Here is a 20,984-nt window from a genome sequence, read left to right as displayed (position 1 = left end):
GGGTTGAGTGAACCGACGATGGCAGAACTGCACATAACCCGAATCGTGGCTGCCAACGGTGTGTCGTATGGATCGCCGCGACGCGCCGCGGCTTGGGGGACCGCCAATTGCCCGCTCATACCACGCCCCTACCGCGATGCATACGGCGCTCTTGAGCCGCCATTAGTGGTGCTGGATCATGACCACGCCGAGACGCTTACTGTGGCCGATCTCGGATCCGAGATCTGGGAGCGACTCGGTCTGCACGAACTCCCGCAGGCCATCGGCCGGGAGCTCCGCGGTTGGGTTGGAGAGCTCTCATGTCCGGTTGTCCCCGATGCCATTCCAGCGCAGCTACCCCTCTCATGGGTAGCTGCGTTACCGCTTAGGAAACGCACTCGCAACGCCGTGCGGCGCCTGATCGAGGACAACGGCCACGACGGACCGCTGGAGGCACCGAGGTCATCTGGCCAGATTCTTGCTCTACCTGGGATTGGTGCATTAGCGCTCGTTGACCTTCTCTCTGTCATGGAGAGCGCCGAGTTGCCAGGGATCCAGGAGGCCTCCGCCAGTGCTTCAGGCGTCGACAACGAGCAGTCGGCGGTCTCGGCACTGGCCCAGCATCTCCGAGACTTCGCAGCCTGGGCGATCGCCGAGTCCGACGCCAAAACGTTTGGACAGGCTCTCGCCGCCGCCGGGTTGGAGGAGATCGACGAGTGGAGATCACTCTCGACATTCCCACTCTCTGATATCGGCGCAACTTCCCCGCACCCGTACGTCGTCCTGAGCAAGTGGGCCGAGGGGCTTGACGACCGCGAGCGTTCGATCTTTGCCGATCGAATCGCTCAGCCGCGGAGGCCACGCACACTGCAGCACCTTGCAGATGAACTCACAATCAGCCGAGAGCGAGTGCGGCAAATCGAGACCCGAGTTGTCGCACGGCTCGGCCTGTTCGTCGACAGTACCGCTGGCAGCCCGATTCGCTGGCGCGCCACCACATTGCGCGACCGGCTCTCCGTTACAGCTCCTCGGGGGCATGTCAACCCGATGCTCGACCCTCCCGCCGATTGCTACGACGACTACCAGTCGTTGCTCCTCGAATTGGCCGGACCGTACGACGAGTCCGATGGCTGGCTCGTGCTTCGCTCGGCGCGGAGCAACGACCCAACCGACGCAATCCGGAACATGACCGACGAGTTCGGTCGCATCGACGTAGCCAAGGCCAGCGCAGCACTGGCCGGCTGGGGCCTCGACAGCGGCCTCCACGACGATTGGATCGCGAGGGATCGGAAGCTCCGCCTCGTCAACGGCCAAGTCGTGCGATGGGACGGGCCGATTGCTGACAAACTCGCCTTCGGTCTGGCCGATCTTGCGGAACCAGCAACAGCCGAGAAGCTGCTCGCACACATCGGAGAGAGCCGCGCGATCACTTCGGCCAAGAACGCGATGGCCGAGGACGAACGGTTTGTGCGTGCAAACCGAACCGAGTGGGCGTTGGCTTCTTGGGGCCTCCCCGAGTACAGCGGGATCGCATCGACTATTGGACAGATACTCGAGCGCTCAGACTCGCCGATGCTGGTCGACGAACTCATCGACCGGCTGAGCAGAGACTTCGGTATCGCCGAGGGCTCAGCCCGCTCGTACTGTGACGCGGCGATGTTCGTCCTTGAAGACGGGTGGATCCGGCTGCGGCGTGAGCACGAGAAGTACCACTACCAGAACTCGGAAGTTCGGGATGCACCTGGCGTGTTTACCCTCGGCGACGGCGTGGTCGGGTTGTTGTACGAGGTGGACCGCGACGTGACGCGGGGCAGTGGGCGTCAGCTCAGCCCAGCCGCCGGAGCGCTACTCGACCTCTCCGTCAATGAACGATTGCGGTTCGACGGCCCGCACGGCACTTCAGTCACAGTGACCTTCCCCGGCACATCGTTCAGTGGGCCTTCGCTGGGATCTACCCGTGGTCTTGCAGAAGCAGTGAACGCCAAGATGGGAGACATGCTCACGGTGATCCTTCGCCGTGGCGAGATGACCGTGTCGGCGCGAGCGACCGACCTCAACGAACACGGCACGGGCTGGGCGCATTTGGCGCGTCTGACGGGCATCAGCGAGTACGCCGGCATGGACGGACTTGCGGCTGCGCTCCATTGCAGTCGGGGCGAGGTGAGGGCTACGCTGCGAGCGCGAAGGGACACGGCCGTGCTTGAGGCTCTCCCAGAGCGACGCTCGACGCCCGAACTAGAGGAGGCGCTCGCCGCACTCGATGCCGAAATGCAGCGAGAGGAGCCATATTGACGTTCGGATCGCTGTTCGATTCAGTGCGCCCAGCCTACGAAATTCCTGACGATGACCTCGTCGGCGAGATCCTCACCCCGGCACTCTGCTCAGCGGACGACGCAAGAATCGCCGCAGGGTTCTTCACGTCGCGCTGCCTCGCTCAGATCGCGGGTGGGCTCGCCGCTTTCATCAACGACTCCGATGCGATCCTCGATCTCATGGTTTCGCCCGAGATCAGCGCGGAGGATCGTGAGGCCATCCGGAGAGGGATACGCGAGCCCGAGGTAGTCCTCGAGGAAGCACTAGAGCGGCTCTTCACCGAGGCCCGCCTATCAGATTCTGCCGTGCAGCGGTACACGGTCGAAACGCTTGCCTATCTGGTGGCCAGTGGCCGACTGCGTTTGCGCGTCGTGCTTATGGAACGCGGCATTTACCACAAGAAGATCTGGCTCTTTAGAGCCGGTGACGAGTGGCTCGCCGTCCACGGCTCCGGCAACGCCACCGAACGCGGTCTACTTGTCAACGGCGAGCAGATGTCGATCGACCGGGCATGGCAAGACGGCCCCCGATCCGAAGCACGCGTCCAAATCTTCCTGGAGCAGTGGGACCGTCAATGGGAGAACCGCCACCCGACAGCGCTCACTGTTGAGGTGTCGCAAGCGCTGGACATTCTCCGTGGCTACGCAGCCGACTCGCCGCCAACGAAGAGCGAATTCTGGAAGGCGTGGCAGCTAGACCATGAAGCTGGACTCGAACCCGAGCTTCCACCGGCCATGCGCCATGCCCCTCCTGACCATCAGCTGCAGATTCCGAACGACCTCATATGGCGCGAAGGCCGCTTCGGCCATCAAGGCAGGGCCGTTGACGCGCTCAACAAGGGGGCCGGCGGCATCGTCGCGATCGCGACCGGCGGCGGCAAGACCCTCACAGCGCTAATTGCCGTAACCGAGATGCAGCACAGTGAGCCGCGACACATCTGCGTTGTCGTGCTCGTCCCTTCAAGGCCGCTCGTCCGCCAATGGACCGAGGACATCCGCGCCTTCGGGATCGATCCAGTCGTGCTTAAGGGGACTGGAACCCAGGACCGCCGAGCAGAGCTCGAACGCGTGGCTCACGGTTTCGCCACCGAGCAGCCCAGAACCGAAGTAGTCGTCATGAGTAACGCCCTCTTCATCAAGACCGACTCCTCGGAGCGACGCTGGTTGACCTCTCTACCAAAGACCGTCGAGCTCGTGCTGATCGCCGACGAGGTTCACAATCTTGGCACTCCGTCCTTCATCAACGATCCGCCAGACTTCTTCACACGCAGAATCGGTCTCTCAGCTACGCCGATCCGGCAATACGACCCCGACGGCACCGATCAGCTATTCGACTTTTTCGGCGGCCCGCCCGTATTCGAGTTCTCGCTCGGAGATGCCATCGAAGCCGGATGCCTAGTGCCGTATAACTACTACCTACATGTCATCGAGCTCAATGCTGTCGAGATGGAGCACTACGAATTCCTCACCGAGGAGCTCGTCCGGGCTGGATTCAGGATCGACGACGACGGCGTCACAGTCGCGCTCAACCCAAAGGTCGAGCGGCTGCTCCGTGAGCGTCGAGGGCTGATCGAGCAAGCAGACGCGAAACTCCCCGCGCTAGCGGCCGAACTCCGCCGCATGGGCACCGACGCCGTGACCAAGACGCTCATCTACACATCAGCGAAGCCAACAGTTCTCGAGAAGCCCAAGCAGATCACGGCTGTGAACTCAATCCTCGAAAATCTCCATGTCATATCCCACCAGTACACAAGCCGCGAGACTCGTAGTTCCCGCTCTGAGAGAATTCTCGAGCGATTCGGAGCAGGTGACTATCAGGTGCTGACAGCAATGAAGGTCCTCGACGAAGGCGTGGACATCCCCCAGACGGACACAGCGTTTCTGCTCGCCTCGAGCGCGGTTCGTAGAGAATGGGTCCAACGCCGAGGCCGAATACTCCGACAAGCTCCAAACAAGAATGTCGCTCATCTACACGACTTCCTCGTTATGCCGCCGGACATCGACACCTCCATCGGCCAGTCCCTGCTGAAGTCAGAGCTGCGTCGAGCGGCCGAGTTCGCGAGCATCGCCGAGAACGAATTCGACTCAGACGGACCCAACGAAGTAATACGCGACCTCGAAGCAAAGGTCTGGAAGGACGCCAATGCCTGACGCAACAAAGCTGGTCGCCAATGCTGCCGGCGAGGCCGTACAAGATATCGCCGAGCGCTACGACGAGTACCACGCGCACCTAGTCGGCCGATTCGTAGAAGCGCTCCGCATACAGCACTCCGAGCCCGGCGACAGAGCGCGGCGCCGAGCCATCAACGAGCTTGTCACATCCTTCGCCGGCGAAGTCTCAGCTCGTCTAGAGGACGCCGCATGAGGTTCGAGAGCGCACACATCAAGAACTTCAAACTGCTGGAGAACGTCGACCTGACGTTCTCAACCGACAGTCAGCAGCCGCTCACGGTCATCCGAGCTGAGAACGGTTCCGGCAAGACGTCGATCTTGTATGCGCTGCGCTGGGCCATGTATGGCGCGCCGGGAATACCAACAGGCATGCGCCTGACCGCCGCAGTGAAGCCCCCAGGCAGGCCCGTCACGGTTCAGGTGCGTGCCGAGTTCACCACAACAGATCCCTATTCGGGCGACGAGGTGCGATACCGACTCATCCGGAGCTGTGAGGAGACACCTGGTGAGGACGACAGATTCCAGCGCAACCCTGATCAGCTCCGACTGCTCCGCCGTACATCGGCCGGGGAAGAAGACATCGAAGACGGCAAAGAGGGTCTGATCCGCAAGCTCCTCCCTCTCAACCTGGCCGATGTTTTCTTTACGAACGGTGACGATGTGCAGCGATTCATCTCAAGCGGACAGCAAGCCGACCGAGAACGCCAGAAAGCAGTCCACAGCGCCATACGACAGCTGCTGGGCCTGGACGACGTCGAAGCCACCGAGAAGCACCTCTCAAATGTTGCGAAGAGCCTCAAACAGGAACTAGCGGACGACGGCGGGGAGGAGCTCCAAGCCGCCAATGCCGCTCTCGAGGAGATACAAGAGCGCGTCGCTGAAGACGAGAGTGAACTGGACAAAATCCGCGAGCGGATCTCTCGCGTGGACGAGCAGATCCGCGCCGATGAGCGAGAACTCGATGGAATTCGAGGTATCGGCGACCTCGACACTATTCAGGCTCGAATCCGAGAGCTGGAAGGGGACCTTTTGCAGCTGAGGACCCAAGAGGATGGGATTCGCGGCCAGATGAAAGAGTTGCTCCAGTCTGAGGGGCTGTCCTGGCGACTGATTGGCCCGCAGCTCCAGCAAGGTCTCGGCATCTTGGACGACCTCGCTGACCGAAAGGTGATCCCTGGCGCCGCCATTGAAGTACTCACCGACCGTCTTGAGCTCGGCATCTGCATCTGCGGCGAGGACCTAGGGGAGGGAAGTGAGCGCCACCAGCACATCGAGGACCTCATCGAGCGGCAACGCGTGGTGGCGCCGGAACTGCAACGTCTATCCACCGTATGGCATCTGGCTCGGAACAGTTCCAGCGTCCAACTGGCGGCGATCGCAGCGGGCCGATCATTTGACGACATCGCTGCAGAACTGCGACAGCAGTACACAGGGTGCCGCGATGCTCAGCGACGCAAACAAGCTGATCTCGACAGTGAGCGGGAAAAGCGCAAGCAGATTGACGCCGAACGCGTGCGAACGCTGACCGAGCGAATCAATCAGAACACAGGGAAGCGATCCAGCTTCGATCGCAAGTACGGAGAAGTCGAAGGTCGACTTCAGGGTCTCGAAGAGGAGGCGCGCCTCGCCGACGAACGAGTGCGGAGAGCTGAGGCAGAAAGCACCCTGAACGAGACGATCCGGCTGCGGTCGGTTGTCGCTGACGACCTGCTCAAGCTCGCTCGGGGAACCCTGGGCTCACTCAAGTCCGACTACGTACAACGCGTGTCGGCCCGGATGAACGAGCTCTTTCTTGACATCGTCGGATCCGATCCGGACGCCGAATCGGCAGTCTTCACGCGCGTCACGATCAACGACCGATTCGACATCGTGATCCACACTCAGGGCGGCAAGACCCTCGACGCTGACTACGAACTCAACGGCGCCTCGCAGCGCGCACTTACCCTCTCGTTCATCTGGGCGCTTATGGAAGTGGCGGGCCGCGAAGCACCTCGCATCATCGATACACCCCTCGGGATGACCTCCGGAGCGGTCAAGCATCGGATGGTCGAGCTCCTCACCAGTCCAGCCGACGCCGCCGGGCTCCCGTACCAGGTGGTGCTCCTCATGACCCGGTCTGAGATTCGAGACATCGAGGATCTCCTCGACGAGCGGGCGGGATCAGTCTCCACTCTCTCGTGCTCCAAGGACTACCCAGTCGACCTCGTAAACGAGTGGGGGGACGGGGTTCCAGCGGTTCGGTCATGCGCATGCGACCACCGCCAGATCTGCTTCGTGTGCACCCGCCGCAAAGACGACAGCACACGGTTCACCGTTCGAGAGGAGGTGACGCCATGAGCAACGAACGACGATACGGCAATCAGGACCTCTGGCTACCCAAGAGCTTCCACGCCGAATTCCGGGATCGCCTTGTCGATCGATCAGACGTCCGCACCGCCTTCCCACGCCAAGTAGACCTTTGGTGGTACGCCCTCGGGATTGGTGCCGTCGAGGGGCGCCGCACCCCACTCCCGGAGCGCGACCAGCTTGTCAAGTTCAACGATGGCGGAATCCTTGAATCCGACCCGTGGCGGGTCACCCACCTCGAACTGCTTGCTCTCGCCGAAGAAGGCCAGTCCGCGGCCACCAAGGCTTCCACCGTGGTGCAGATCGCCAACGAATACGCCATCACGGGCTGCAGTGTCCTCACCGACAGTCTCCGAGGAGTCATTGACACACAAACGCACCTCATCGGCCTGATCAGCGACTCCGGCGGCTCTTGACTGATGCCGATCATGAACCGCCCGCTATCAGTACAGGCAGAGGCTGTGTGGAGACGAATTGTCAGCCGTCCTGACGGGGCCTTCCGCCCGGTCCGAGGTAGGCCGTTCACTTACGAGGGCCGAAGCCGCGCGATCCGCCTCCACACAACAAATTGGATGAATGGCCGGGGCGCGGTCGAGCAGGTAGTGACCCGCATGCCACTCGATCCGGCGGTTCTTTGGACCACGTGGTGCCATGGTCGCGAGCACGTCTCTCGCAAATCGAGAACTTCGTCATGACCACGCGGAGCGTCAACAGCAGTAGGTCTGACTCGCTACCCGCACCTGCCGCGATAGCGCGGTGGCACCGGCACATCGAAACAAACCCCGTGGAACTTCAAGAATGCGCGGACGAGCACGGCTGGTCGACCGATTTCGACATTGTTCGTCGAGTGGCGCTCCACATGTATGAGGCACTCGATGCGACAACGGGTGTTTGGGATTCTGATCGCGGAATCCAACCGCTTGGAGTCGATGGCAAGCGTGAGATAGTCGCAATGCTGAAGTAGTTGACGTGTCATCGACCCTTCGCTGCTCGAGGAGCCGATGGCGCGACGAGTGGTGGGTACTGTTGCGCCGTCAGCGTCCGGGCCGGGCGCCGACAGGCTCCGAACGGACCTGAGCAAGCGAGGAAACCCATGGAACTAGGCGAAGCAGCACTCACGTCGATGACGACTAGGTATTTCACGAAGGACCCGGTGTCGGACGAGACGCTGGAGCGTGCGTTTGACTACGCACGCCATGCACCCCAGGGCGGCAACCGCCAGCCGGTGCGGTTCATCGTCGTACGCGATGACGAGAAGAAGCGGCAGCTGCAGGAGTGGTACCTGGAGCCGTGGAAGGCGTACCTGGGGCTGGCCCGCAGCGGCGACATCGAGATTGTCGGGGACAAGGCGAAGCGCCTGCTCGACAGCGCCGACTACTTCGCCGAGCACTTCGCAGAGGTGCCGGCCATCGTGGTGGCCTGCGGCTACATCGACGGGGTGCATCCCACCGACACCGAGCTCGGCCGCCTCAGCATCGTGGGCGGCGGCTCGATCTACCCCGCAGTGCAGAACTTCCTGCTCGGCTGCCGCGAGTCCGGCCTTGGCACGGCACTCACGACGCTGCTGTGCATGTACGAGCCGCAGGTCGCCGAGATGCTGAACATCCCCGAGGGCGTGGCCACCGCGGCTCACATCGCTGTTGGCTACCGCTCCACGCCGTTCCCCCGCAAGCTCGACCGCCTGCCGCTCTCAGAGATCGTCTTCAACGAGACCTGGGGCGACTCGACTTACTAGCCAGCGTGCCGTCGGCTGTGATGTTGTGATGTTATGATGTCTCGATGCGGACGACGCTGGAACTGGACGATGACGTGCTTGCCGTCGCGCGCTCACTGGCACAGGAACGGGGCATCTCGATTGGAGCAGCCATGTCGGAACTGGCACGTCGCGGCTGTCGGCAACGCCCGCCCGCTGCCTCTCGGGGAGTGCCCGGGTTCGAGGTCGACACTGACAGCGGCCCGATCACGCCGGAGATGGTTCGTGCGGCGAGCGAGGATTGGTGACGGCACTTCTTGACGTCAACGTGCTTGTCGCCCTGGCCTGGCCGACACATGTCCATCATGGGGCTGCTGTCGACTGGTTCACCTCTCGTCAGGGAGCGCCATGGGCTACGACACCGGTGGTGCAGCTCGGGTTCATTCGTGTCTCGTCGAACCGGCGGATCTTGCCCGATGCGCGCTCGCCGCATGAGGCAGCCTCGGTCATGAGAGCGCTCGCTTCAGTGGAAGGCCACGTGTTTTGGATCGACGACGTCGATCCTTCCCAGGCTCTATCAAGCGGCCCAGAGCGGCTGACGGGCTATCGACAGGTGACCGGCGCACACCTCATTGCCCTAGCGGAACGCCACGACGGCTGCGTCGCGACCTTCGACAAGGCCATGGCCTCGCTGGCGGATGACGCGCAGCGGGTTCTCGTCCTCGACCCAGATTGATCGACACCGGCCCACATCGCCGTCGGCTACCCGTCCAATGCACTCGCCGCAAGTAGTATTTCCTTACTTCCTAAAGGCGGTAAGGAATCCGACATGCAAATCATGGCGCGGGTCACCTCCAAGGGGCAAGTGACCATTCCCAAGAGCGTGCGCGAAGCGCTGGGCATCAGCCCAGGCGATGCCGTGCTGTTCAGGGTCGAGTCTGAGCGGGCAGTCATGAAACGCATTCCCGATCTCATCGAACTCGCAGGAAGCGTGGAAGTGCCTGTGTCGAAGCGCAACATGCCGTGGGAAGAAGTGATTGCGGAGGCGCGAGAAGCGTGGGCGCGTGAGGCAATGGATATCGACGAGTCGTGACGGCGTTTGTCGACACCAACGTCCTTGTCCGTCAACTCACCGGCAGTCCAGCCGATACCGCAGCTGCCGCTGCGCGGCTGCTGGCCTCCGGAGAGACGCTATTGCTGCCGGACTTGATTCTGGCTGAGACGATCTATGTGCTCCAGTCGGTCTATGGCATGGAGCGCACACGCGTTGCGCAGCTGGCTCAGGGTGTCTTGGCCACCGGAAGTGTTCGCGTGACGGACCCGGCTCTCTTGGCTCGCTCTATCGAGGTCTACGAGGCTCATCGTCTGAGCTTCGCGGATGCGTATCTCGTGGCAAGTGCAGAAGCAACTGGTATCGGCAGAATTGCCTCGTTCGATCGTGGAATCGACCGGGTGCGAACCGTCGAGCGAATCGAGCCGTAAGCCACGAACCCGATCGATACAACGCGCAGCGGCCGCCGTCGGCGATTGGGCACGACGGTCGAAGCTCTAACGTTCTCGGAGGCTGGCCGAGCGCTAGACGAGCTGGGCCGTCGGAGATGGGGAGGGCGACATGGCGATGACTGACGAGCAGCGGCATGAGGCCGCCGCGGCGCTGCTGCATGCCGAGAACACCCGCGAGTGGATCGATCCGATCACCGACAGCTACCCGGGTGCCGACATCGAAGACGCCTATGCCATCGGGCAGATGGTGACCGACGCCAAGGTTGCCGCCGGCAGAGTCGTCAAGGGCCACAAGGTGGGGCTGACGTCGAAGGCCATGCGCTCGACCTCGGGCGCCACCGAACCCGACTACGGAACGCTGTTTGACAACTGGTTCCTCGATGAGGGCTGCATCGTGCCCGCCTCGATCCTGAACGTGCCGCTGGTGGAGATCGAGATCGTCTTCGTGCTGAAGTCCGACCTCGGCGGCCCGGACACCAACGCCATCGACGTGATGCGGGCGACCGACTTCATCCTGCCCGCCATCGAAGTGGTGGACCGGCGCTACAACCGCCGCAGCACCCAGGCCGGCGTGGTCGACAGCATCGCCGACGCTGCCTCGTGCGGCTTCATCATCGTGGGCGGCCGCCCCACCGAGCTCACCGATATCGACATCCGGCACATCGGCGGTGCGCTGTACCTGAACGGCGACTTGGAGGAGTCCGGCACCGCAGCGGCCGTGATGGGCAATCCGCTCAACTCGGTGGCCTGGCTGGCCCGCAAGCTCAGCGAGTTCGGCGTCACCATGTCAGCCGGCAACGCAATCCTGTCCGGCTCGTTCATCCGAGCCCGAACGATCCGCCCCGGCGACGCCGTCGTCGCCGACTTCGGCCCCCTCGGGCAGATCAGCTTCGGCGTCGGATTGCCCGAAGATTGACACAGCGGCGTCGGAGACGCCGAAGGTTGATGCAGCGGCGTCGGACTGCCCGAGGATTGAGCCCCAGCGACTCGGGTCAGCCTTCATCGGGGTAGAGGTCGTCGAGCGTCCAGCAGATGAGTTCATGACCTGGTTCGACGGCCTCGAAGAACGAGTCGCTGAAGCCTCCTGCTGATACGAAGTAGAACCCTGCGCCCTCGTCCAGCGCCTCGTTTGCCCACCCATGGCCGCTATCGGCGAGCCGTCGCAAGGCTTCAATGTGCTCGAGATAGGTGCGTGCGTCGGCCTGACGACTGCGGAACTTCACCGATCCGCTGATCACAGCGCCGTCGAGAGTGCGGCCCACTAGGTCAATGTCCACCTGCCGACGTGTGCGATCCCTGCCGGTCCACCGCCGCCACTCCGGCACCACCGGCAGTCCGCGCCCTGGTCCCCAGCGCCGGTATGCCTGCGCCGCGACGTCCTCAAAGACGTGCTGACCGATGTACGTGGGCCACTTCTGTGGTGCCACGAGCTCACGCCACACTTGGTCGGCTCCCGTTGCGGCGATTGCCGATTCCAACGGCAACGTGATGCCGTAGAAGAAGCGCTCTGCCGGGTCGGCAAGCCTGTAGCGAATGCCGCGTTCCGACCCGAAGTTGGACGACGCCGTCAACATCGAGATATCGACGAGGTGCTGAAGTTGCTGGCGGATGGTTTCTCGCGTCAGGCCGATCGACGCGGCGATCTCGCCTGCCGTCGGTCGGCCGATGCCCACGCTCGCAAGAATGGCGCGGTATCGGGCCACATTGCGCAGTCCCTCTTGCTGCTCAATCGCGGAGCGCACGAGATGTCTGACCGACCCAGTGTCGGCGAGCATCTGGCTGACGATGTTCTGATCGAGTTCTCGCGTGTCGTCGATGCGCGCCAAGTATGCAGGCATCCCGCCGAAGGACGCGTAGGCCCGCACTCTGTCGACGGCCGAGTATTGCGGAACCATCAAGCCCGCATCGAAGTAGTCGAACGGATTCAGAGTGAGCGATACGTCGAGGCGTCCATAGAGCGGCGAACCGCCACGCTCGAGTTCTTTGAGCATGGTGAGAGAGGATCCCGACAACACCAGCAGCACCGGCGCGGAGCGAACTGGCGGTTGCCGTTCCCAGACAGCATTGAGTTCCGAGGCTGCCTCCCGGAGACCCTTCGAGCCCTCGGCGAGGTACTGGAATTCGTCGATGACGATGATGATCGGTGCATCTGGCCTCAAGCGGAGCAGTGCACCGAACAGCGCGCGCCAAGTGGGGTAGTCCTCGGCACGAAGCTCGGTCCCTGACCAGCGGGCGGCCTCGTTGACGAGGACACGGCGGTTGATTTCTGCCCCGGTGTCGGAGGCGGTGTAGTACAGCACGCGATCGGCTGGCCAGAGATTGTTGAGCAGGTAGGTCTTGCCGACTCGCCGCCGGCCTCGCACGAGCGCTAGTGCGGATCGGCCTGACTCGGCAAGCTCCCGTAAGTGCTGCGCTTCGGAGTCTCGGTCGATGAGCGTCTCGGCCATGTAGCGCCTCGCGAGGTTTGGATGCACACCGAGTCGGAGTGCTCTCTTGAAGCTTCAAGAATACAGAATTAAGGGTACATAGAGTTACGTGTATCTGTACACACGCGTAAATGCATATACGTATTCCTGATGGCAATCGAGACGAAGTGGAGAGGGGCACGAGAGAACTACAAAGCAGGTACAGATCGACGAGCCTCGTAGAGGCGTCGGACTACCGGACGAAGCCGGAGCCTCGGTTGCTCAGTCTTCGACGTAGGCCACGAATGTGCAGGAGATCTGCACCGGCCCGCTGCCTTCCACCTTCATGTTGTGGCGAGACGGCCGAGACTCCGGGTCGGGGAAGCGCTCCAGCCACGGTCCGTTCAGCGCCGGGCGTGACGCGGCCGGGTCGGTGACGTAGAACGTCATCTTCGCCATGTCGTCCCAGGTGGCGCCGGCGCCCTCGAGCATCTGGCCGACATGGGTGAACAGGTTGTCGATCTGCTCTTCGAGGGAGTCAGGAACGTCGCGCGAGCCCGGATTGGTCGGCGGCGTGATGCTGGACACCACCAGCGGACCGATCCGCGTCGCCGCCGGAATCGGGTTGGCGTGCTGGAAGCTCTCGATCTCAATCGACTTGCGGCCCATGGTTGCTTGCTCCTCTGTGCTGGTTGCTAAGTCTGGCGGCTGGCCTAGGCGCGCCAGCGGATAGGTGGTCAGTGGGGTTGGCGTCGGTTGGGGTGGTCGACGGTCCAGCGCAGCCCGAGGGGCGCGGCGGCTCGATCGCCGTCCAAATGACATCCATCGCCGTCTAGCTCAAAGCGCGCATGATCGACAGGCACCTCCACCACGTCGTTGGTTGAAATCGCACCCGGCATCACAGCCGGACCAACACGACGACCGGTGGAAGGCCGCCTATCCACGCGGCCTGGGAGCTTCGGCGGGCTCTAACTAACAGAGCAAAGACCTCAGGGTTGTCACCCGTCCGGACCGGCCACCGTCACCTCGATGGAGTTCGACAGCCGCTTGCCGAAGAAGCTGCACAGCCCCGACTCGGGAACGCAGGAGGTGCTTGCGGGCAGCGAGATGGTCACCGGACGACGAGAGTCGGTATTTATGCCGATGATCCACAGGTCCGCGCGCCCGTCGACTCGCTTCGCAGTGGTGACCTGGCCGTCAGTGACCTCGAGCGCCGAGTCCCGCAGCCATTTGAAGGACATGCGGATCGCCTCGCTGAATTGGATCTTCACAGTGAACCTGGTGTCGTAGCCCCGGTGCGCTGCGGGCGGGTCGACGAACTGCGCCGTCAGCGGCGTCCCGGGCGGCGCGTCGCCGAAGAACCGCACCCGGTAGGACTTCGCCGCGATCTGGTTGGACTCGACCACGGTGAACCACACGTCGGTGAGGCCGAATTCGTTGAGCTTGACCTGGTGGCCGGCCGTGTCGGGGTCGGCGTCCGCCGCTGACACAGTGACGTTGTGGGCCGGCGTGGTTGCGGCTGGAGTGGCCGACACCGTCACCTCGGCGCCCGGTCGGGCCATCTGGTAGCGGAAATCCTCGGGGTCGAACCCCGCGAGCGCGGTGCCGTCCACGGCGATCGAGGCCAGCCGAGGGCGGGCCACTTGCAAGACGTCGCCCGATACCTGGAATTCGAAGTACCGCTGCCGGTTGCCGTAGTGCTGCACTAACTCGAGGAAGTAGTCACCCTCCTCGAGCGTCGCCTCCAGCACCGGGTCGGGGCTGCAAGCAATGCCGTAGTTGTCGGCGCACCAGGGCTTGTTTGGGAAGTTGACGTGGTAGAACACGTGCTGCAGCTCGGTTCCGTCGGCGGCTCGAAGCACGAAGTGGTGGCTGGTGTCGTAGTCCGTCATCCGGATGGTGACGTCGCCGTCGCTCAGTGCTCGGAATCGATAGAAGCGGGCGTGTCCCCTGTAGAAGAGCGGGGGGTTGGCTTGGGAGTATCCCGAGTAGCGCTGGTAGAGCAGCATGGACTTGCATGCCCGCGTCCACTGGGACTGAGGCTGTTTCCCGTCGCTGGTGTCGAACAGCGGCTCTAGACCGCAGCCCTCGGGCAGTTCCGTCTCCAGGTAGCCGTCATCGTCGAGGATCGGGGCTTGCCGGGTGATCTCGACGGCGTAGGTTTGGGCTGCAGTCCCGTCGACGGAGGTGACGACGACGCCGACCACGGTTTGGGACGGGGCTCCACCGGTGTCGACCGGCGAGAGGTCGACCTGGTGGCCCGCCGTGTCGGGGTCGGCGTCGGCGGGGATCACGTTCACCTCTGCGGCGACGTTGGCGGGCGCGGCCCACACCGTGACCCGGGCGGTGTCGTGGGCCACCTTGGCCTCATATGAGTAGATGGAGTCAACGAAGACGGGGCCGAGGCGGATGTCGACGATCTCGAGGTCGCTCAGGGTGGCGTCCTCGTTGGTCGCGGGCCTGCCCAGGGTGACCACGTAGGTTCGTGTGGTGGCGCCGTCCTCGGCGGTGACCGCCACCAGGATCCGGGTGGCCGCCGCCTCGAGGGTCACTTGGTGGCCCGAGGACCCGGCGTTCGCTGGTTGTTCCGCAGGCGTGACGACGACCGTGGCGCCGTCGTGGGCGGCGGTCGCCGCGATTGTGACCTCGGTCGCGGCGGCGGCGACCACGCCGGTGTAGGCGTATGTGCCGGCCGCGAACGCCGGGCTGAGGGTGACACCGCCGACGCTGAGGGCGCTCAGGTCGGCGTCGTTGGACACGCCGCGGGAAACGTCGACGGTATAGGTCCTGGTAGTCGTGTCGTCGCTCGCAGTGACGGTCACGGTGACCGTGTTGGTGCCCGAACTGAGAGCTACTTGGTGTCCGGTGGTGTTGGTGTCGGCGTCAGCTGGCGTGATGACGGCGGCCGCGTCGGCATCGCTGACGGTGGCGGAAACGGTGGTCCGGGACACGGTGGAGGCCACCGTGACCGAATAGGCGTATGTGCCGGCCGCGAACGCTGGGCTGAGGGTGACGCCGCTGAGGGTGAGCGCGCTGAGGGTGGCGTCCTCTCCCGTTGGTGCTGCCCGGCTGACGCTGATCAGATAGGCGTTGAGCCTGGTGCCGTCGGTTGAGCGCACGATCACTGCCGCGGCGGTCTGCGTGGCTGTCCCGCCAGCTAGCGGCTCAACTAGCGCGACCTGGTGCCCGGCGGTGTCGGGGTCGGCGTCAGCCGGGACGATGATGACGCCCGCGTTTGCTGAAGCGACGCCCGTGACAGTGATTTGGGTGGTGGCGGCCGTCGCCGATGCGGTGTAGTCCGTGGTGGCTGCCGCGAACGTCGCGCCGAGCGTGGCCCCGGTAAGAGTGAGCGACGTCAGCGTCGGCAGCGGAGTGTCAGCGCGCGCCACCGCAAATCTGCCACCACGCTCAAAGGCGCGCTGGAGGCTCGATCCGCCTGCGGTGCCGGCCGCGGCTACGAGCACGACGTAGACCTGCTTGCGTTGACCGTCAGCTGAAGTGACCACAACCAGGATGAGCGTGTCGCCCGTCGATGACAGCTGCGCCTGGTGACCGGCGGTGCCGCCGTCGGCGTCCGCGCTGAGCGCCGCAAGCGCCGGGTCGTCGCTGCGCACGGTGAAGATCTCCACCGTCGAGCCGGGTTCTTCAGCGGTGACCGCCACGGTGGTCTCGGTCGTCGAGGGCATCGCTTGGGTCTCATAGCGAGTCTGCTCGGAGGCGAACGGCACCGGCACGATCGAATCGAGCGTGAGGTCGCTGAGCTGCGGCGGCGCGGGTGTGGCGACCGCGGCCGGGCTGAACGCAATCCAGTATGTGCGATCGGCGCTCCCGTCGGCGGACCGGACCGTGACCGTCATCGTGGTCTGTGTCCCGGCCGCGACCGTCACCTGATGCCCCGCAACGTTCGTATCTGCGTCCGCGGGCGAGATGTCCACCGACGCCGCCGCGTCGCGCGCTAGCACCTCGACGGTCACCTGGGACACGCCCGCGTCCACCTGCGCCGAATACAAAGTGATCTCCGGCAAGAACAGCGGAGCGAGCACAGCGCCGTCCACGCTCAGCGCGGCCAGCTCCACTAAAGCGGCGGGGCCTGCGACGCTCACTGCGATATCCGCGGGCAGGGTGCGACCGTCTGTGGTGCACACCGCCGCCGAGTCAGAACACCCGAGCGCGCCAGCGACGCCCAAGGTCACGTCGCCGTCGCCGTCGGGCTGAACGGTGACGGTCCAGTCTCTGGTCGATCCCGCGCTGACGGCGTTCACCGTGGTGACGGTCCCGCCTGACACCGCCAGCACGCCGTCGCGCAGCGCGGCGGCTGTGGTGTCGACGTCCTCGCCGAATCTCAACCGTGCCTCAAACGCGCCAGTCCCGTCATGAGTGTCGGGCACCCGATGGAAATACGCCCACAGCGGCGCTGCCTCGCGCACACCCATCTCGGCTGCATCAGCTGGGACACGCACTTCGACATCCACGCTGTCCCCGTCGGACCATGGCGAACTCGTAGAGGGCCACCAATAGGCGCCGCGTACCGACAACGCCGGCACCAAACTGTCGGACCCCACGAACTCCCGGCCGCCGATGTCGAGCACGAAATCGGTGCCCATCGCCTGATCGGTCGCAAAGAACACCCCGCCCGGGTGCTCCAACAACACCAACACCCGCGACGACACACCATCAATCTCAAACGACCGCGGCGCCAACGACCCCAACCGCGACCACGTCGAGAATCCCGACATCGCCGGAGCCACCGACCGGTCAGTTCCCACCCCCAATACACCGGACCACACAACCCCGCCAGATCCCGACTCCGGCTCCGTCTCAACTGCGCGCACCACCGGCTCAGGCGTCGCGTACCTCACACGCGCCCTCGCCGAACGCTTTCCCGCCACCGCATCAGACAACGCCACCACCCGATACACGAACAACTCGCCCTCGATCGCAGCAGATGCGTCCACATACGACGTCTCAGACGTTCCCGTGTCAGACACCAGCACCGACAAGGTCCGCTCACCGCGCTCAGGACGACGACGCAGAACCCGATACCCCGACACCGTCGCGTCCGACTCGGGAGCGTCCCAGCTCAACAACACCCCACCCTCGACTGGCGCCGCTGACAAGCCCGACGGCACACCCGGCACTCCAGCAGCACCCACACCAACAGACGGCACCGCTACCAGCACCGACGCCAACACGCCTACCACAGCACCGCAAACACCCACACGACGCCACCCACGCCGCCCGCCGCCGACGCAGCGCACAATCACAGCCATCACGTACCTCCGCGCACCACTGCGACAACAACGTCGCAGCGGCGCAACCCGTAACAATACTTCATATTATCGAATTGTTGGATACTTGGGCTTCCCCCCAAATCGTGGAGGGTTGGTCAGTCGGTGTTGGGGCGCTGCTGTCCGACGTTGCACAGCAATGAGTTGGTGCGCTCGACGGTCCAGCGCAGCCCGAGGAGCGCGGCGGCTGGTTCGCCGTCCAGATGACATCCATCGCCGTCTAGCTCAAAGCGCGCATGATCGACAGGCACCTCCACCACGTCGTTGGTTGAAATCGCACCCGGCATCACAGCCGGACCAACACGACGACCGGTGGAAGGCCGCCTATCGGCGCGGGCTACACGCCCTCGACGACGACCATCTGGAATTCGGCGGCACCGGCCCGGACGTCGCGGGCGTGGCGGTACTTCTCGGAGTCGTAGAACTCCTTCGCCGAGTACATGTCGGGGAATTCCAACACGACCAAGCGCCGGGTCTCCTCGGGGCCCTCGAGGGTCACCGACTCACCGCCTCGCACGATGAATTTCCCGCCGCTCTCGGCGACAGCGGCCGGCGACAGTGCCTTGTATTTCTCGTACTGGTCCGGATCGGTGACGTTGACCCGCGTGATCACGTATGCAGCCACGATGTTCCTTTCGGTGCAGGGGCAGGATCCGCCAGACGACTGCGTGTTGCGTCGTCTGCTAGCCGACCGAGTTCAGGATGGCGTCGCGCCCGTGCTTGAAGCCCGCTGACTCAGGGGTGTGGTTAAGCGCCAGCTCGGATTCGACTTCGCCGGCGATGCGGGAATGCCACATCTTGCGCGGCTGGGACATGTCGAACGGCACACCCTGATGCATGAGGCGGCGGTTGTCCCAGATCACGGCCTCACCTTCGGTCCACGCGTGCTGGTAAATCCGCGGCGGCTGGCAAGCCTCGCGGTTGAGCCGATCCAGCAATGCCACAGACTCGTCCGGGTCCATGCCGACAATGTCGTGGGCGTGGCGGCCGATCAGCAGATTGGGCCGACCGGTGTCGGGGTGGTACTTCACCATCGGCCGGACTGAGATGTCCATGTCGTGGTAGCCGTACATGCCGTAGGTGCCATCGTCCTTCTTGTTCGGCAGCAAGCCCGCCCGACCCTGGCTGTAGTAGAGCGAATGGTGCGTTTCCAGCGTGTGCACCAGCTCGCGGTCTTCATCGGACAGCACCTCATACGCGGCCCGCATGTCGGCCCAGCCGGTGTCGGCGCCGTCTTTGGGCACCAGCTCGGCCGTGAACACGGCGCCTTTGGCCTGCAGCGGCATGTAGGTGCTGTCGTGATGCCAACCCCAATTGCCCTTCAGCGACTTGACGAGTTCGTCGGCGGGCTCGTAGTGGACTTGGCCGTCCTTGCCGACGTTCGAGATTGGCGCCGCGTTGAATTCCAGATTGCCGAAACGCATCGCGAAGGCGTCCTGCTCGTCGTTCGTCAGGAACTGACCCGAGAAAACCAACAGGGCGTATTCCAGCCAGGTCTCGTGCAACGCCTCGAAGGTGACGTCGTCGATGGACCGCAGCTCGATGTCGTGCACCCACGCACCAAACGAGGCATCGAGCGGTTCGATTTTCAGCGTGACAGCCGTCATAGCCGGATCGTACCACCGGGCCCAAAGTGGCTTCAGGGTGTCGATTCAGCCGCTCGAAGCCGGATCACATCAACCGAAGGTGCGTCGACAATCTGGCGAGCGCGCCGCGGGCAGGCAAGACTCTCCCGGGGCCGCTACGCCCCGGAGCACCCGAAGGAGCAGTCCATGGTTGATGTCGCATCGGGCAGTGGTTCCGCCGCCCGGGGGACGACGGTCGAGCGCATCGAAACGCTGTCGTGCGACGCGGCGTGGCGCAACTACTACTTCTTGAAGGTCACCACCGCCGACGGCGTGATCGGCTGGGCCGAGTACGACGAAGGCTTTGCCTCACCCGGCCTCACCACCGCAATCGAGGCCATGGCACCGCTGGTGATCGGCCGATCAGTCTTCGACCACGAGCCCGTCTACCAGTACCTCTTCGCCCGTACCCGCCAAGCGGCGAGCGGCATCATCGGCGAGGCCATCGGTGCCATCGAGAACGCGCTGCTCGACGCCAAGGCCCGCACCCTGGGCGTGCCCTGCTACGACCTGCTGGGCGGCAAGGTGCGAGACCGCATCCGCGTGTACTGGTCGCACTGCGGGACCTGGCGCATCAACCTCCCGCACATCTACGGCAACCGCATCACCGATCTCGACGGCGTGCGGGCGCTCGGCGCCGAGGTTGCCGAACGGGGCTTCACTGCACTGAAGACCAACATCTTCCGCCAGACGCCCGATGGGCTGCGCGGCTGGCTGCCTGGTTTCGGCACGCCGTTCGCGCCCGAGTTGAACGTGTCGCACCAGCTCATCGACGAGATCCGGGCGACCTTGCAAGCCTTCCGGGACGGCGCCGGCGACGACATGGACATCTTGGTTGACCTGAACTTCAACGCCCGCACCGAGGGTTACGCCCGCATCGTGCGCGAGTTGGCCGATTTCGGGCTGTTCTGGATCGAGATCGACTCCGACCATCCCGACGCCATGGCGCACATCCGCTCCAAGGCGGGCTGCACCATCAGCGGGGGAGAGTCCCTGTTCGGCGTGCGCGAGCTGTACCCGTACCTGCAGGCCGGGTCGCTCGACGTGCCGATCATCGACGGCATCTGGAACGGCTTCTGGCAGTCCTCCAAGATGGCCGCAATGGCCGACGGCATGGGCCACAGCGTCGCCCCGCACAACTTCTACGGGCACCTCGCCACGATGATGAACGCCCACTGGGCTGCGGCCACTCCCAACATCATCATCATGGAGACCGACATCGACCGGATTCCGTGGGACGACGAGATCGTCACCGTCGCGCCGAACTATGTCGACAGCCACCTGGTGCTGGGTGATGCGCCCGGCTGGGGAACCGAGCCCATCGAAGAGGCTCTCGCAGCGCATCCTCCTCGGCTCAGCGGTCTGCGCGAGCGCCGCCCCCCGGCGGGCGATGACTGAGGAATCCGCTTCAGCGTCGAACCCCGCACCGCAGGCCTTCCGACTCCGATTTGCTGACGGCGCGCCTCGGGCGACGCCGATGGTCGGGGACCGCCGCGCAGGCGCCGCCGCCCCGCCCCGCATCGAGCGCATTGCGCCTGATCGACCGATCCCGACGCAGACCCCGTCCCCGACGCCGACGCCGACGCGACGCCCACAACCGCAAGACAATGCTGACCAACGCGTCTCGAGTCGAGCACGGCTAGCGCTCGCCACCGGCTCGC

18 protein-coding genes are annotated in these 20,984 nt (G+C 64.1%); 12 read left to right on the top strand and 6 right to left on the bottom strand.

Features of this window, described 5'->3' with window-relative positions; genetic code table 11:
- The first annotated feature begins 18 nt into the window (after window positions 1–18).
- From ACOOHB_RS09375 to ACOOHB_RS09325, 11 genes are all read left to right on the top strand, one after another.
- Window positions 19–2,271 (top strand): sigma factor-like helix-turn-helix DNA-binding protein, encoded by a 2,253-nt coding sequence (locus ACOOHB_RS09375; protein WP_420444518.1) that lies wholly within the window; start codon window positions 19–21, stop codon window positions 2,269–2,271.
- The gene (locus tag ACOOHB_RS09370) at window positions 2,268–4,442 is read left to right on the top strand and encodes a DEAD/DEAH box helicase family protein (protein WP_420444517.1); all 2,175 of its coding nucleotides are present in this window, start codon (window positions 2,268–2,270) and stop codon (window positions 4,440–4,442) included. The genes ACOOHB_RS09375 and ACOOHB_RS09370 overlap by 4 nt, the downstream gene beginning before the upstream one ends.
- Entirely contained in the window at window positions 4,435–4,656 is a 222-nt protein-coding gene (locus tag ACOOHB_RS09365) for a hypothetical protein (RefSeq protein WP_420444516.1), read from the top strand. Before ACOOHB_RS09370 ends, ACOOHB_RS09365 begins: the two co-directional genes overlap by 8 nt.
- Window positions 4,653–6,800: an AAA family ATPase gene (locus ACOOHB_RS09360; protein WP_420444515.1), complete on the top strand. Its 2,148-nt coding sequence runs from the start codon at window positions 4,653–4,655 to the stop codon at window positions 6,798–6,800. Before ACOOHB_RS09365 ends, ACOOHB_RS09360 begins: the two co-directional genes overlap by 4 nt.
- Window positions 6,797–7,225: a hypothetical protein gene (locus ACOOHB_RS09355; protein ID WP_420444514.1), complete on the top strand. Its 429-nt coding sequence runs from the start codon at window positions 6,797–6,799 to the stop codon at window positions 7,223–7,225. The genes ACOOHB_RS09360 and ACOOHB_RS09355 overlap by 4 nt, the downstream gene beginning before the upstream one ends.
- A gap of 677 nt (window positions 7,226–7,902) precedes the next feature.
- The gene (locus ACOOHB_RS09350; RefSeq protein ID WP_420444513.1) at window positions 7,903–8,544 is read left to right on the top strand and encodes a nitroreductase family protein; all 642 of its coding nucleotides are present in this window, start codon (window positions 7,903–7,905) and stop codon (window positions 8,542–8,544) included.
- A 44-nt stretch (window positions 8,545–8,588) separates the two neighbouring features.
- On the top strand, window positions 8,589–8,810 hold the full coding sequence (locus ACOOHB_RS09345) for a CopG family transcriptional regulator (protein WP_420444512.1): 222 nt from the start codon (window positions 8,589–8,591) through the stop codon (window positions 8,808–8,810).
- Window positions 8,807–9,238 (top strand): TA system VapC family ribonuclease toxin, encoded by a 432-nt coding sequence (locus ACOOHB_RS09340; RefSeq protein WP_420444511.1) that lies wholly within the window; start codon window positions 8,807–8,809, stop codon window positions 9,236–9,238. The genes ACOOHB_RS09345 and ACOOHB_RS09340 overlap by 4 nt, the downstream gene beginning before the upstream one ends.
- A gap of 93 nt (window positions 9,239–9,331) precedes the next feature.
- On the top strand, window positions 9,332–9,595 hold the full coding sequence (locus ACOOHB_RS09335; protein ID WP_420444510.1) for an AbrB/MazE/SpoVT family DNA-binding domain-containing protein: 264 nt from the start codon (window positions 9,332–9,334) through the stop codon (window positions 9,593–9,595).
- Window positions 9,592–9,984, top strand: coding sequence for a PIN domain-containing protein (locus ACOOHB_RS09330; RefSeq protein WP_420444509.1), 393 nt, complete (start codon window positions 9,592–9,594; stop codon window positions 9,982–9,984). The genes ACOOHB_RS09335 and ACOOHB_RS09330 overlap by 4 nt, the downstream gene beginning before the upstream one ends.
- Window positions 9,985–10,114: 130 nt before the next feature.
- Window positions 10,115–10,921, top strand: a complete 807-nt coding sequence (locus ACOOHB_RS09325; protein WP_420444508.1) for a 2-keto-4-pentenoate hydratase — start codon at window positions 10,115–10,117, stop codon at window positions 10,919–10,921.
- A gap of 76 nt (window positions 10,922–10,997) precedes the next feature.
- On the opposite strand, the gene ACOOHB_RS09320 is transcribed toward ACOOHB_RS09325, so the two are convergent.
- The 6 genes from ACOOHB_RS09320 to ACOOHB_RS09295 form a co-directional block, all read right to left on the bottom strand.
- Window positions 10,998–12,452: an AAA family ATPase gene (locus ACOOHB_RS09320; protein ID WP_420444507.1), complete on the bottom strand. Its 1,455-nt coding sequence runs from the start codon at window positions 12,450–12,452 to the stop codon at window positions 10,998–11,000.
- Between the two features lie 240 nt (window positions 12,453–12,692).
- Window positions 12,693–13,079 carry a RidA family protein gene (locus ACOOHB_RS09315; protein ID WP_420444506.1) on the bottom strand — a complete coding sequence of 129 codons (387 nt, stop codon included), beginning with the start codon at window positions 13,077–13,079 and terminating at the stop codon, window positions 12,693–12,695.
- 329 nt (window positions 13,080–13,408) lie between these two features.
- On the bottom strand, window positions 13,409–17,680 hold the full coding sequence (locus ACOOHB_RS09310; RefSeq protein ID WP_420444505.1) for a cadherin-like beta sandwich domain-containing protein: 4,272 nt from the start codon (window positions 17,678–17,680) through the stop codon (window positions 13,409–13,411).
- Window positions 17,681–17,796: 116 nt separating this feature from the next.
- Window positions 17,797–17,985: a hypothetical protein gene (locus tag ACOOHB_RS09305; RefSeq protein ID WP_420444504.1), complete on the bottom strand. Its 189-nt coding sequence runs from the start codon at window positions 17,983–17,985 to the stop codon at window positions 17,797–17,799.
- A gap of 50 nt (window positions 17,986–18,035) precedes the next feature.
- The gene (locus ACOOHB_RS09300; RefSeq protein WP_420444503.1) at window positions 18,036–18,323 is read right to left on the bottom strand and encodes a DUF1330 domain-containing protein; all 288 of its coding nucleotides are present in this window, start codon (window positions 18,321–18,323) and stop codon (window positions 18,036–18,038) included.
- Between the two features lie 58 nt (window positions 18,324–18,381).
- Window positions 18,382–19,305: a TauD/TfdA dioxygenase family protein gene (locus ACOOHB_RS09295; RefSeq protein ID WP_420444502.1), complete on the bottom strand. Its 924-nt coding sequence runs from the start codon at window positions 19,303–19,305 to the stop codon at window positions 18,382–18,384.
- Window positions 19,306–19,470: 165 nt separating this feature from the next.
- On the opposite strand from ACOOHB_RS09295, the gene ACOOHB_RS09290 reads away from it, so the two are divergent.
- Entirely contained in the window at window positions 19,471–20,721 is a 1,251-nt protein-coding gene (locus ACOOHB_RS09290; RefSeq protein ID WP_420444501.1) for a mandelate racemase/muconate lactonizing enzyme family protein, read from the top strand.
- The last annotated feature ends 263 nt before the right edge of the window (window positions 20,722–20,984 follow it).

It is taken from the genome of Candidatus Poriferisodalis sp. (genome assembly GCF_965215815.1).
In the GTDB taxonomy this organism is placed as follows: domain Bacteria; phylum Actinomycetota; class Acidimicrobiia; order Acidimicrobiales; family Poriferisodalaceae; genus Poriferisodalis.
Note: the sequence above shows the minus strand (reverse complement) of the source record. Positions and strands in the feature narration are given on the sequence as shown.